This is a genomic window from Lysinibacillus sp. FSL K6-0057 (assembly GCF_038630885.1).
GTDB lineage: Bacteria > Bacillota > Bacilli > Bacillales_A > Planococcaceae > Lysinibacillus > Lysinibacillus fusiformis_F.
This window is the reverse complement of sequence record NZ_CP152047.1, coordinates 4,329,065-4,342,918: the sequence shown is the minus strand read 5'-3', so window position 1 is coordinate 4,342,918 and position 13,854 is coordinate 4,329,065. Positions and strand designations below refer to the sequence as shown.

Sequence of the window (13,854 nt, the reverse complement as noted above, 5' to 3'; positions counted from 1 at the left end):
TGAATTGAAAAGAATCTGCTTGCTTTTCACGGGTAAGCTACAATTCTTGAAAGAGTTGTGGACAGGCTTACTTTCCGTGTTGAGTGAAGCAGATTTTTTATGAAAGGAAGCAATGTTCTCTTGAAACGATTAGAAAATTGCTTACGTACATATAAAGTAGGAACCTACGGAGTGTGTTAAACTAGTGTCAAGTAGATAGAAGGTGGGAAATAACATGTCAGTCATAAATTTATTAAAAGAAGAACTACAAGCAAAATGGAACTTTGAAACACCCATGAAAATTCAAGATGAAATGATACCAGCTATGCTTGAAGGCAAAGATATTGTGGCGGAATCACCAACAGGATCAGGTAAAACGTTAGCATATGTCTTACCATTATTAAATAAAGTGAATGGGGCAAAAAAGCAAACACAAGGACTGATCGTAGCTCCCTCGCAAGAGCTCGCTATGCAAATCGTAGAAGTTATTCGTGAGTGGACAGCTGGAACAGACATTACTGTTCAACAGCTGATTGGTGGTGCCAATTCTGCTCGTCAAATTGAAAAGTTGAAGAAAAAGCCAACGATTGTTGTTGGCACACCTGGTCGTTTAAACGAATTAGCACGAGCAGGAAAATTAAAACTCAAAGAAGTCGAAACAGTTATTTTAGATGAATGTGATCAATTACTAAGTCGTGAATACCGTGTTGTTATCAAATCCTTTATCGAAGGTTCTGCCTATGGCCGACAAGTTGTTGTTGTGTCGGCTACGATTACAGAGGAAATTGAATTAGTGGCAAGTCGTATGATGTTTGAGCCACTGCGTTTTAAAATTAAGCCTGAGGACATGTTAAAGGTCGGTAAAGTTGTCCATTCTTTTGTGAAGGTAGAAGAACGTGATAAAACGGATTTCCTGCGCCGACTTTCCCATACAGAGGGTTTAAGAGCGTTGGCTTTTGTTAATAATATCGATCAATTATTAATGAAGGAAACAAAACTACAATACCGTTCAGCACCGATTGTCACGCTCCATTCTGATATGAAGAAAGAAGAACGTAAAAAAGCGTTAGATGCATTCCGTAAAGGAGATGCGCGTATTTTAATTGCAACAGATATTGCAGCTCGTGGTTTAGATATTGCTGGTTTAACACATGTTATTCATGTTGATGTCCCACGAACTATTGAACAGTATTTGCATCGTTCTGGTCGTACTGGGCGTGCTGGAGCTGATGGTGAAGTATTAACCTTATTATCTTATCGTGATGAAAAAACCTATAAAAAATGGACAAGGGAAATTCCGGGCAAGCCTGTGCAAAAAATATGGCATGATGGCGAGCTGATTGAAGGTAATTCTAAAACAATTGGACAGAAGCGAGGGAAATAGTATGACATTTGAAGAGAAATTACAGGCATATGCAGAGCTTGCAGTAAAAGTGGGTGTGAATATCCAACCAGGTCAGTACTTATTAGTCAATACATCTGTGGATGCTTTAGATTTTGCCCGTTTAGTTGTAAAAGAGGCTTACAAGGCTGGAGCAGGCCGTGTTCATGTAAACTTTTCCGATGATGAATTGGATCGTGCTTATTTTGAGCATGCATCCGATGAGGAATTTAATCGCTTCCCTGAATGGGTTGTGAAAATGCGTGATGAACTGATTGAACGTAAAGGAGCTCTATTATGGATTGATGCAGCAGATCCTGATAAGCTAACAGGAATTCCAGCAGACAGACTAGCAACACATCAAAAAGTATCAGGGGCAGCATTGAAAAACTATCGCAATGCAGTCATGAAGGATTTAATTGCTTGGTCCATCGTAGCAGTTCCTTCAGCTAAATGGGCATCAAAGGTTTTCCCTCAATTAACAGAGGAGCAGCAAGTACCTGCATTATGGGAAGCTATCTTTAAAACGGTTCATATTGGAGAAGGCAATGCCGTTGATAATTGGCGTCAGCATGTAGCTAATTTAGAATCTCGTGCACAGCTTTTAAATAATAAAAAGTATGCAAAGCTTCACTATACAGCACCTGGTACAGATTTAACAATCGCTTTAGCACCACAACATAAATGGCTAACTGGTGGTAGTAAAACACCAGAAGATAATGTCTTTGTGGCCAATATGCCAACAGAAGAAGTTTATACACTGCCAATGAAACAAGGTGTAAACGGTTATGTTAGTAATACGAAGCCATTAGTCTATCAGGGCAATATCATCGATGGCTTTAAATTAACATTTGAAGAGGGCAAAATTATTAAGGCAGAGGCTGAAGTAGGACATGATTTATTGCAAGAGCTTATTCAAGTGGATGAAGGCTCAAGCTACTTAGGTGAAGTAGCACTTGTCCCTCACGAGTCACCAATTTCAGCGTCGGAAATTTTATATTTTAATACGCTGTTTGATGAAAATGCTTCAAACCATTTAGCTATTGGTGAGGCATATCCGACTTGCTTAGAGGGTGGTAGAGACCTAGAAAACGGTCAACTTGAAGCATTGGGTGCCAATATTTCTGTGACACACGAAGACTTCATGATTGGCAGTGGTGAAATGGACATCGATGGTATTTTACCAGATGGTACGGTTGAGCCAATTTTCCGCAAGGGTAGCTGGGCATTTTAAATTTTTAGTCAATAAGAAAAGAGGGAAGCAGATGAAACGATTTTGTAGCTTGATAGGTATGACAATAGTATTCATGACAATTGGGGTTTCATCTGCTTTTGCTCAAACAGAAACCTATGTGGCTATTGGCGATTCCTTAGCAGCAGGTCAAACACCCTACAAAGAAATTGATGTAGGGTATAGTGATTTGATTGCCATGAAATTAAGTTCGATTGGTCAATTATCATTTTATACAAAAGAACTTGCTTTTCCTGGCTTTACTACGACAGATGTATTAGAACGAATACGATCTGAGGAAGCGCAAAATTTATTAGCAAATGCGACGCTTATTACAGTTTCGGCAGGGGCTAATGATTTATTACGTCTTGTCCAGGTAAACCCAAATGCAGGGACCTTAGCTTTTTCACAGCTTCAGGCAGATTACGCTTTAAATTTGGCAAGAAAAAATATGCTATCGATTTTGGATGAATTAGAAGAACGTGCGCCTAAAGCAAAAATCTATGTTATAGGGTATTATTTTGCTTATCCAACAGTTCATCCGACGCAAAAAGAAGGAACCAATGCCCAGCTAGTTAGATTAAATACGATTTTACAACAACAAGCAGAGATAGCTGGCGCAGCTTATATAAATGTCTATGATGCCTTTGGATTGAATGCAACCAACTACTTACCAAATAGTGCTGATGTTCATCCAAATATTGAAGGCTATCGACAAATGGCTAACTCATTTTTACAAGTTTATAGTGGTAGTGATGCTTTAAACATCTCTTCAGCAGAATTGCCAAAGCCAAATCCCAAGTCATTTGAGGAAATCCTAAAGCAACAATCATCAGCGAAACCTCAGAAGCAAAATGTGACACAACATCAATCTCCTCGTATGACTTACGTAATTCAGGGATTCCCAGGATATAAGGCATTTATCAAATATATCTAAATAGCAGGTATCTAAGGCATCTTACTTATAAGATGCTTTTTTCTATGAAAACCAATTTTGGCTAGAACTACTAAACCTTTAGTGTTCACTAGATTGGGAATAGTCATGCTAAAATATAGAGAAGACTAGGAGGTACTAGAATGAAAATATTTCATACAGCAGATTGGCATTTAGGAAAGCTTGTTCAAGGTGTCTATATGACAGAAGATCAACATTATATTCTTCAACAATTTATACAAGCGATTGATGAGAAAAAACCAGATGTAATTATCATCGCAGGTGATTTATATGATCGTTCGATGCCTCCTATTGAGGCAGTTAATTTACTAAATGATGTATTAGCGAAAATAGTATTAGAGAAGAAGATTCCTGTTCTAGCAGTGGCGGGAAATCATGATAGTGCAGGTCGTTTAAATTTTGGTAGCCGTTTAATGAGTGATAGTGGTTTATATATTAAGGGCCAATTTACAAAAAATCATGCCCCTATTGTTTTGAATGATCAACATGGGGAAGTACATTTTCACCTAGTGCCCTATGCAGAGCCAGCTGCTATTCGCAACATCTTTGAAGATGAATCAATCCGTTCTCATCAAGACGCCATGCAAAAAATTATTGAGTATATCACGGAAGACATGGACACAAGTAAGCGTCATGTTTTTGTTGGACATGCCTTTGTGACGAAGTATGGTGAGGAGGAAGCAAATACTAGTGATTCCGAGCGACCCCTTTCCATTGGAGGCTCAGATTGTGTGAATGCAGCTTTATTCAAACCTTTTCACTATACGGCGCTTGGGCACTTACATAAGGCACATTTTGTTTTAAACGAAACCATACGCTATGCAGGCTCTATCTTAAAGTACTCGTTATCTGAGCATTTACATGAGAAAGGATTTTTAATCATCGAATTAGATGAGCAAGGTAACACCACAGTAAGTAAAAGAAAGCTTGTGCCAAGAAGAGATCTACGAGTAGTAGAAGGTCAATTAGAGGAGTTATTAACGCTCACACCAAGTGAGGATTATGTATTTGTTAGATTGACGGATAAAATATCTGTGACTTCACCGATGGAACGTATTCGTAGTGTATTTCCGCACGCTATGCATGTGGAGCGGAAGGTACTAAGACAAGATATGCCACGTGAACTACAAGTAGTAGAAGCTGAAAAACTAGAAGATATTGATTTATTCCGTTCATTCTTCACCAATATTATTGGCATTCAGCCTGATGAAGATACGGAACGCCTATTCACAGAGATGTTACAGGAGTTATTAGATGAGGAGCGAGAGACTGTAAAATGAAGCCTTTAAAGTTAACAATTACAGCGTTTGGTCCATATAAAGACACGGAAGTAATTGATTTTCAAGAGCTAGGGGAGCATCGATTGTTTGCCATTTCTGGAAAAACTGGTGCTGGTAAAACAACCATTTTCGATGCTATTTGCTATGCTCTTTACGGATCAGGTAGTGGGGAGGACCGGCAGGATACAGCTTTACTAAGAAGCGGCTTTGCACATGATGAAGTTTATACAGCTGTAGAACTCGTCTTTGAAATGCATGGAAAAGTCTATCAAATAGTACGACAGCCAGGTCATATTAAAGAAAAAAATAAAACGGTTACTGGAAAGAAAATAGAGCTAGCAGAAGTAAAAGACGGAAAGCTAGATTATAGCATTGTAGAGAAACAGCAAACGCTTGAAGTCGATAAGAAAGTGCAGGAAATCATAGGTCTCACAAAAGATCAATTTAGCCAAATTGTCATGCTACCTCAAGGTGAATTTAGAAAACTATTAACCTCTGATTCAACAAATAAAGAAGTAATTTTACGGAAAATCTTTAAAACAGATCGTTTCGGTGTCATGGCGAAAAAGCTTGATGCCAAGCGTAAAGAAGCAGAAAGTGATCTTGAGCGTGCCAAACAATTAAAAGAACATTTACTTGGTCAAATTGTGGGCGCCTTACCACAACGTTCTTCCGCTTTATTTACATTGATTGCTGATAATACCGAAAATTTACATCAACTGACAGAGGCACTTGATGAGGAGCTTAACTACTATAAGAAATGTGGAGAAGATGAACAGTCATACTATGAAGAAGCGTATAGCCTTCATCAAAAAGAGCAGGAATATTATCGCTTAGCAAAAACGCTAAATGAGCAATTTGATGAACAAGCTAATCGACAGCAACGGCTACAAATGCTTTTACAACAGCAGGATTTATACCAAGCAAAGGAGAAGGAGATTGCTTTAGCAGAACAAGCAGAGCGACTTGTGCTGCTCGAACAACAATGCAAGGATTTACGTGCTGAACTGAATGTTAAAGAGATAGCATTTCAACAAGCAAAGGTTAAGCAACAGCAGTCACAAGAAAAGTTGCAAGAAGCGCAAGAAAAATATGAGATAGAGCAGGCTAAAGAATCTGAACGACAGCAAATCTTACAGCAGGAAATGCAGATGCTAGCGCTTTTACCGAAATTTGAAGCCTATGAAAACAATATACAGCAGCTGCAAATAGCGGAGCAATATGCTGAAAATGCAAAACGAGCAGTAAATGATAACGTCAAACTTTTGGAAAATGAACAAGAGCAATTACAGCATTTTTCTCAATCATTAGAAGGCTATGAAAAACAGGTTGAACCCTATGAAAGCTATTTAGAACAATTACCGAAACTACGGGAACAGGTTGCTTTAATCAAGCAAGCGGATAAATATAAACATGCCGTAGATTTAGCTAAGCAGGATGTAGTTGCTTCAGAAAGTCTCTATCAAGAAAGTAAAGAGGCTCTTCAACTTTTGCAGCAACGATGGCTGGCGAGTCAAGCTAGTATTTTAGCAGAACAACTGAAGGAAGGAGAGCCCTGTCCTGTTTGTGGTAGTATGACACATCAGAAAGCACACAATGAGCAACTGGAAGTTATTGAGCTTGCTCAAGTGGAAGCATTAAGAGCGAAGGCATCATCAGACGAGCGTAAGTATTTGGAGAAAGAGGCATTTTTAGCATCAGCGCAGCAACTTCTTCAAGATACATGGCGACAACTCGAGGCTCAGCATATTAAACAAGAAGACCAACCACAGATCACCGCTACTTTACATGAAGTGGAACAAGAGCTTGCTGCATTAAAAATTATTCAACATCAATTAGCTGATGTGCGATTAAAAATAAAGCATCAGCATGACCGAATAGAGCAGCTACGAAATAAGCATATGAAGCTAGAGCAATATTTAGCAGAGCAGATAAAAGAATGGACAAAATTACAAGCGGTTGTAGACGAACAACTTAAGCAGATGCCCGCTAATTTACCAACTTTACAGCAATTAAAGCAACAACTTAATGAAGTTAGTAAACAGAAAGAAGAGCTTCAAAAAAGTTGGCAAGTGAGTCAAGAAAATTTGCATGCAGCAAAGGAAGCAGCTAGCAATGCAACACTAACTGTAGAAATTGCCAAACAGTCCTTTGAGGAATTACAGCTTAAAATGAATGAAAAGCTTCAGCAATTTTCAGCAGATATGCAAGAAATAGGTTTCGAAAGCTATGAGGCTTATGCAACTGCTAAACGGAGTACCATACAATTGGATGCACTTCGAAAAGCATGTAGCGACTATGCTTTACAAGTACACACGTTGCAAATTCAGATTACCGAAGGGGCTACATACCTTCAAGGAAAAGAGAAGCAAGATTTAGAGGCGATGGAAGCAAGAGTAGAACAGCAGCGAATTTCCTATGAGGAAGCATTTAAACGTTTGCAACAGATGAATGGCTTTATACAAGCATGCCAAGGCTTTAGTGAAAGGGTGGAAGAAATAGCGAGAGAGCTTCATTTACTTGAACAGGAAGCAGGGCGAGTAAAGGAACTCTATGGATTATTAAATGGACAAAACGCGAAAAAGCTATCCTTTGAGCGTTATATACAAATTAATTATTTAGATCAAATTACAGAAGCTGCCAATATACGGCTGTATCATTTATCAAACGGTCAATTTGAGCTCAGACGCTCAGATAGATTGGAAAAGCATGCAAAGCAAAGTGGACTTGGTCTTGATGTTTATGATGCCTATACGGATCAATTACGAGATGTTAAAACATTATCAGGAGGCGAAAAATTTAATGCTTCGCTAAGTCTTGCTTTGGGAATGGCAGATGTGATTCAAAGCTTCCAAGGTAATATCCATATTGAAACGATGTTTATTGATGAGGGCTTTGGTTCACTCGATGAGGAATCACTAAATAAGGCAATTGATACATTAATTGATTTACAGGATTCTGGTCGTATGATTGGCGTTATTTCTCATGTACCTGAATTGAAATCTGCGATGCCAGCAGTTTTACATGTAGAAAAAACATTGAATGGACATAGTCAAACACATTTTGAAGTGAAATAAAACGAAGGCGTATTTCCGAAAAAAAGGAATACGCCTTCGTTTTATTTTTTTCGAGGTGTGGCTGTAGGCGTTGTTCCCTTTTTTGCAGCCATTACTTTTCTGACGATAGGAATAACAATCGGTGCTAACTTTACGGCGGTTTTCACAACGTTTGATACTTTCATCCAAAAACAGCTCCTTTTACAATTACTACTACCTGTTTCTCTTAAAAATAAAACATTAACGGATAACGCGAACAGCCTGAATAATATTCCAGATCACAATACCAAGTGAGACGAGGGCATAGATGGCGAATGAAGCAAACCAAATAATCATCACTGTATTATTACTGGAGGTTGGATCTAAACTAAATGTGGAAAAAACAAAGACAATAAAGAACAGGATGCCAAAAACAAAAGGAATTAAATGAGAGACAAGTGCACGAATCGAATGTTTTTTTACATCACTATCTTTTGTCACAATGTACACAATTAATGGAACGATGAAAGGGGCGAAGAAAATACTAAGATAACTAAAGGCAGCTAAAATTTTTTGATTCTCCATAGTTGTACCTCCTTTTTTAATATTTACGCATGAATAATAGCAAAGTTTCAAAAAAATAATGTATGGAAGAGGTTGTAATCCTCCTAGCCTTTGCGTACAATGAAAATGTTCAAATAAATTCAGATGTAACGACCACAAGGGGAGCTGATGATGTCAGCTGAGACTGGGCACGTAATGCCTTGACTCTTCGAACCTGTAAGTTAACGCTTGCGTAGGGATGTGGATAGAAACCGACACTTGTACGATGTGAGGCTCTGTCCTGGCATCGTTTTTTCATTCTTGGGGGAAAATGGTGTCAGAAAGAGACATATCAGCGCATTTCTATTCCTGCTCTTGTATCCTACATCGGAACAAAGGAGAGAATATGTATGGACAAAAAAAGACTGTTAATGCTAGTGGAGATTGCGATATTTGCAGCAATTGGGCTAGTACTTGATCAGGTATCCTTTAAAGTATGGGCACAAGGCGGCTCAGTTAGTCTTGTCATGGTACCTATTATGTTAATCGCGTTTCGTTGGGGCCTAGTAGCTGGGCTAACAACGGGACTACTTGTGGGTGTTATGCAAACAATGTTTGGTTCCTATATCGTGCACTGGCTACAAGGATTACTAGATTATGGTGTTGCTTTTACAGTTGTAGGATTAGCGGCAGTTGTACGTGGACCAGTGTTGGACGCTGCTAAACATATGAACAAAACAAAAATGGCACTTTATATTATAATAGGTACCGTTTTCGCAGGCTTCTTACGATACGCGGCACATACAATTGCTGGTGCTGTATTTTTTGCAGAATATGCTGGCGATCAAAATGCTTGGATCTATTCCATCATCTATAACGGTACATATATGCTACCAGCAACTATATTAACGGCTATCGTTGGTGTTCTTTTATTCACAGCCGCTCCACAATTAATGCAAAGAAAAGCTTAATGCAAGTCCCTTCACATGAGTGGGGGGACTTTTTTGTTGTGAATAGCTCTTTTAGCACTTTGCAAAGTAGGAAAGCATACAATATTTAAAGCGTTTATCGTTATACGCATAAAAAGTTATGTTATATTAAAGAATAGATATTAGATGAAAGGGACGTTATACATGATTGTAAAAACACAAGAAGAGATTGAAGCTTTTAAAAAAATAGGACGCATTTGTGCTGAAATTCGCGAAGCGATGAAAGCTGCAACAAAACCAGGTGTTACAACACTTGAACTAGACGAAATTGCTGGCCGCATGTTTGCGGAGGCAGGCGCTATTTCTGGACCGAAGGGAGAATATGATTTCCCTGGGTATACATGTATTAGTGTCAATGAAGAAGTGGCGCATGGTATTCCAGGAAAGCGTGTTATTCAAGAAGGAGATATTGTGAATATTGATGTTTCTGGCTCCTTAAACGGCTACTTTGCTGACACAGGTATTTCATTTGTTGTTGGTGAAGGCTATGAAGACAAAGAAAAGCTATGCCGTGTTGCCAAAAGTGCCTTTGATCGAGCAATGACAAAGGTAAAGGCTGGATCTAAATTAAATCAAATTGGTAAAGCAGTTGAACGTGAGGCGAATGCTAATGACTTAACTGTTATTATGAATTTAACAGGTCATGGCTTAGGTAAATCTTTACATGATGAGCCAAATCATATTTTAAACTATTATGATGCATGGGATTCTACCATCATGAAAGAAGGTATGGTGCTTGCGGTTGAGCCATTTATCTCAGCAAAAGCAGAGCATATTGTAGAAGCTGGTGATGGCTGGACATTCGTGACACCTGATAAATCACTTGTAGCTCAAATCGAACATTCAGTCATTGTGACAAAGGATAAACCAATTATCCTAACGTCATTAGACGAAGAATAGGATATAATGAAAAATCCTGCTAACCAATTTATTTTTGGTAGGCAGGATTTTTTTTAATAAATAAAATGCCAACAAAGAGAACACCACATAAAAATAAGGCGGCTGTAGTGACAAGTAGCTCATCAAAACCATTATGTATGGCGATTCCAATATAAGCCCAAATAAAAACACTTGGATACATAACATCAAAGTGATGGAAACGGATATGTAGCGCAATGGCTCCTCCTAATGTTAGTAAAATCACTGCCCAAAGAGGCGTACTAAGACCAAAGCCGTTCCAACCATAAGCCGTTAATGTAAAGCTTGTATTTGTGATAAAAATAAATGTCATCCATGCTAAATAAATGGAGAAAGGAATACGACCAGACAAGGCTTTGTCCTGAAGAGGGTACGTATTATACAGCATAAATAAATACAAGACTAAGAGTAATGTAATGCCAAGAGAAACAATAAATAACTCATGATGCCAGACGTATACCGTCAATGCTTGCAATATATTTATGCAACTAAAGAGCGCAGACTGTTTCAAAGTTGTCTTTTTGATGTTCATAACTAACCAATAACCGAGTAATAAATAAATGATAATCCAAATTACATGACTTATACTAACCGGTGCAAATACTACAGAAAAACGATTAGCGATTTCTAGCGAAGATTGACCGTTGATGTTCACGAAAAAGGATGAAAAGGTTAGGATGATTGAGACAAGATAAGAGATTGTCATCATGATAAACCGAGGCATGTTTTCCTCTCCCTTCGTGTTAGATTGTATAGGGAAAAGACAAATAAGTATAGTACTGTCACTTTTTTTATTATAACGGAAATTCCTAACAATGTATCGTGTTGTTTTACTAATAATATCTACAATTTACCATGCCTGATAGGCATCCATATATTTCTTTAGTACAATAAGAATATCCAAATAAAAGGAGTGAAGTTTCATGGCACAAAATTTGAAAAATCTAGACCTATCCATTGAACTAGACAAAAAGATGTATAAAAAGAAATTAAAAGTACTCCAATATGAAATGTTAAACGCGCAACAGTTTTTATTAAAAAACAAAATTGGCTTAATCTTGGTATTTGAAGGAATGGATGCGGCTGGTAAAGGTGGCGCTATTAAACGATTAATCGAACGCGTCGATCCACGCGGTTATGTTGTACACCCTATATCTGCTCCTCAAGCACATGAATTACGCTACAACTATTTACAACGATTTTGGAGAAAATTGCCTCAACATGGACAAATCGCTATTTTTGATCGCTCATGGTATGGTCGCGTATTAGTAGAACGCATCGAAGGATTTGCAACGAAGGATGAATGGTCTCGTGCTTATGAAGAAATTAATAATTTTGAGAAGATCTTAACTGCAGGAGATTACATAATTATTAAGTTCTGGCTTCATGTTTCAGATGAGGAGCAATTAAAACGCTTTAAAGAACGTGAACAAAACCCTTATAAATCTTGGAAGCTAACAGCTGAAGATTGGCGCAATCGTGATAAATCGCCACAGTATATTGAAGCAGCAAATGCAATGTTTGAAAAGACCGATAAAAAAGATGCTCCATGGATCTTAGTCGCTGGAGATGACAAAAAGTATGCACGTGTTCAGGTGCTTCAAGAAACAATTGCACACATTGAACGAGAAGCTCAAAGACGTGGTCTTCATTTAACAAATGTGTTAGACAATGCACAACTAGAGGATGCTGAATCATCCAGTTTGGAAATAGTAAACGAGAACAAGAAAGAACAAAAAACTAAATAATTGAATTGTGCTGCTATGACAATAAGACATGAGCTGTTTTGGTTGTAGCAGCATCTTTTTTTACATACAATAAAATATAAATAGGGTTTTCAATCAATGGATTGTAGCCAATGTAACAAAAAGGAATGTATTGATATTTATTGGAAGGCTAGTGTGGAGAATGGTGCTTAAAATTTGGAATCTATTAAGAAAAAAGGGTGGGAATGTGGTAACGATAAAGGGGGAAAAATGCTACATCCGCACATTCCAAGAAAAAGATGCACGAAGTTTAATGGGTCTCGTAAGCCGTAATAAATACTTTTGGTCTATATATGAGCCACTGCAAAGACCTGAATACTATACAGTTGACGCTCAATACAAAAAAATTCAAGAAAGTCTCTATTTAATGGAGTCAAAGCGAGAATTTACGTTTGGTATTTTTGAGCATGGTACAAACAATCTAATAGGACATATTGCACTTTATGCTGTAAAACGCTTACCGTACTCAAGTGCATTTGTTGGCTATGCGATGGATGAAATTTACGTAGGGAAGGGCATTGTCACAGAAGCTGTGAATATGGTGGTTCGATTCGCATTTGAGCAAATTGGTCTACATCGTGTAGAGGCATATGTATCGACACAAAATAGCGCCTCCATGCGTGTCTTAGAGAAGGCTGGATTTCAACAGGAAGGTCTGCTAAGAAAGCTGCTGTATATCAATGGTCACTGGGTAGATCATTATATGTATGCACGTTTAGAGGATGAGTAGAATAACAAGTGCCTATCTCCCGTAGTGAGGGGTAGGCACTTGTTCATTTATTACTGTACATCAAAAAGTCATTTTATTGTTTGTTACCGTCTTCAATTATATCTAGATGACCTGTATTCGGATCAATAATTAAACCATGGACAGGCACGTCTTTTACCATTAAAGGGTGATTACGAATTGTATCGACACTTTTCTTAACACTTGTTGCTACATCACCGAAACCTCGTAAAAAATCCTTTAAATCGAAACCAGAATATTCCAACATTTTGATGGTTTCTGGATCAATGCCTCGCTTCACCATTTCGCTTAGCATGGCATCAGGATCAACCGCACTCATACCACAGTCATAATGTCCCACTACATACACTTCATCGGCTTGTAGGCCGTAGACAGCAACTAATAAACTACGCATAACTGCACCGAAAGGATGGCTCACTAACGCACCAGCACTTTTCACTATTTTTACATCGCCATTACGCAAATTCATCGCTTTTGGTAAAAGCTCTACAAGACGAGTATCCATACAAGATAAAACAACAATACGTTTATCAGGATATTTCGTAGTGATGAATGGTTCATATTTTTTTTCTTGTACAAACTCTTTGTTAAATTCTAGAATATCTTGTAACATTGTCATGAATATTGCTCCCTTCCTTACAAAAAATATTGTAGAGCAAAATTTTCAATATGCAAACAATAAAGACTTTATTCAGATAATTTTTACAATAAAGGAGCAGTTTCATACGCTTTAGTAGATTAAATAACTTGTAAGCGATAAAAAAACAGCTACCTATATAGTAGCTGTTTTTTTACACATTAAAATTTTTCGTTTGGCTTTGGATCTACAGTTACTGAAGACTTGCTATCTAAACCAACTTGTAGGTAGTGGATGAAGAATCCCGTTGAAATTAATAAAACTGCTGAAAAGCCAAGAACAGTTGTAATGAACATTATTAGAGCTCCTCTCTACTTAAATGATCTACTAAAATTCCCTAAAACAATTATACAATAGGTTACTAGGAAAATCTAAGGATAATTTATGACAAC

General features: G+C 37.8%; 14 protein-coding genes and 1 riboswitch. Of the genes, 9 read left to right on the top strand and 5 right to left on the bottom strand.

All coding sequences use genetic code 11. From position 1 onward, the window contains the following. The first annotated feature begins 214 nt into the window (after positions 1 to 214). From MHB40_RS21745 to MHB40_RS21725, 5 genes are all read left to right on the top strand, one after another. Positions 215 to 1,363 carry a DEAD/DEAH box helicase gene (locus tag MHB40_RS21745; RefSeq protein WP_004225614.1) on the top strand — a complete coding sequence of 383 codons (1,149 nt, stop codon included), beginning with the start codon at positions 215 to 217 and terminating at the stop codon, positions 1,361 to 1,363. 1 nt (position 1,364) lies between these two features. Next, complete coding sequence (locus tag MHB40_RS21740; RefSeq protein WP_269897869.1) at positions 1,365 to 2,594, top strand: aminopeptidase; 1,230 nt, start codon at positions 1,365 to 1,367, stop codon at positions 2,592 to 2,594. Between the two features lie 31 nt (positions 2,595 to 2,625). After that, complete coding sequence (locus MHB40_RS21735) at positions 2,626 to 3,528, top strand: GDSL-type esterase/lipase family protein (RefSeq protein WP_257962111.1); 903 nt, start codon at positions 2,626 to 2,628, stop codon at positions 3,526 to 3,528. A 140-nt stretch (positions 3,529 to 3,668) separates the two neighbouring features. Continuing rightward, positions 3,669 to 4,826: an exonuclease SbcCD subunit D gene (locus MHB40_RS21730; RefSeq protein WP_328013151.1), complete on the top strand. Its 1,158-nt coding sequence runs from the start codon at positions 3,669 to 3,671 to the stop codon at positions 4,824 to 4,826. Then, the gene (locus MHB40_RS21725; RefSeq protein WP_342533456.1) at positions 4,823 to 7,903 is read left to right on the top strand and encodes an SMC family ATPase; all 3,081 of its coding nucleotides are present in this window, start codon (positions 4,823 to 4,825) and stop codon (positions 7,901 to 7,903) included. Before MHB40_RS21730 ends, MHB40_RS21725 begins: the two co-directional genes overlap by 4 nt. Before the next feature lie 41 nt (positions 7,904 to 7,944). Here the strand turns inward: MHB40_RS21725 and MHB40_RS21720 are convergent, their stop codons facing one another. Together MHB40_RS21720 and MHB40_RS21715 are read right to left on the bottom strand one after the other, a co-directional pair. Further along, positions 7,945 to 8,067 carry a hypothetical protein gene (locus MHB40_RS21720; protein WP_279381306.1) on the bottom strand — a complete coding sequence of 41 codons (123 nt, stop codon included), beginning with the start codon at positions 8,065 to 8,067 and terminating at the stop codon, positions 7,945 to 7,947. 55 nt (positions 8,068 to 8,122) lie between these two features. Further along, positions 8,123 to 8,446, bottom strand: a complete 324-nt coding sequence (locus MHB40_RS21715) for a DUF4870 domain-containing protein (RefSeq protein ID WP_205445651.1) — start codon at positions 8,444 to 8,446, stop codon at positions 8,123 to 8,125. 127 nt (positions 8,447 to 8,573) lie between these two features. Next, positions 8,574 to 8,681, top strand: a riboswitch (TPP riboswitch). 133 nt (positions 8,682 to 8,814) lie between these two features. Between MHB40_RS21715 and thiT the strand changes: the two genes are divergently transcribed. Continuing rightward, positions 8,815 to 9,375, top strand: coding sequence for an energy-coupled thiamine transporter ThiT (gene thiT / locus MHB40_RS21710; RefSeq protein WP_205445649.1), 561 nt, complete (start codon positions 8,815 to 8,817; stop codon positions 9,373 to 9,375). Between the two features lie 162 nt (positions 9,376 to 9,537). Continuing rightward, complete coding sequence (gene map / locus MHB40_RS21705) at positions 9,538 to 10,293, top strand: type I methionyl aminopeptidase (protein ID WP_342441627.1); 756 nt, start codon at positions 9,538 to 9,540, stop codon at positions 10,291 to 10,293. Between the two features lie 28 nt (positions 10,294 to 10,321). On the opposite strand, the gene MHB40_RS21700 is transcribed toward map, so the two are convergent. After that, a complete protein-coding gene (locus tag MHB40_RS21700) occupies positions 10,322 to 11,035 on the bottom strand; it encodes a hypothetical protein (protein ID WP_205445645.1) in 714 nt (237 codons plus the stop codon). A 199-nt stretch (positions 11,036 to 11,234) separates the two neighbouring features. Here MHB40_RS21700 and MHB40_RS21695 point away from each other — a divergent pair, with 199 nt between their 5' ends. Together MHB40_RS21695 and MHB40_RS21690 are read left to right on the top strand one after the other, a co-directional pair. Beyond that, entirely contained in the window at positions 11,235 to 12,059 is an 825-nt protein-coding gene (locus tag MHB40_RS21695; protein ID WP_342441626.1) for a polyphosphate kinase, read from the top strand. Between the two features lie 160 nt (positions 12,060 to 12,219). After that, on the top strand, positions 12,220 to 12,807 hold the full coding sequence (locus tag MHB40_RS21690; protein WP_342441625.1) for a GNAT family protein: 588 nt from the start codon (positions 12,220 to 12,222) through the stop codon (positions 12,805 to 12,807). Positions 12,808 to 12,880: 73 nt separating this feature from the next. On the opposite strand, the gene MHB40_RS21685 is transcribed toward MHB40_RS21690, so the two are convergent. Then, positions 12,881 to 13,444 (bottom strand): carbonic anhydrase, encoded by a 564-nt coding sequence (locus tag MHB40_RS21685; RefSeq protein WP_205445640.1) that lies wholly within the window; start codon positions 13,442 to 13,444, stop codon positions 12,881 to 12,883. Positions 13,445 to 13,623: 179 nt separating this feature from the next. Further along, positions 13,624 to 13,758 (bottom strand): hypothetical protein, encoded by a 135-nt coding sequence (locus tag MHB40_RS21680; protein ID WP_004225590.1) that lies wholly within the window; start codon positions 13,756 to 13,758, stop codon positions 13,624 to 13,626. Positions 13,759 to 13,854: the final 96 nt, after the last annotated feature.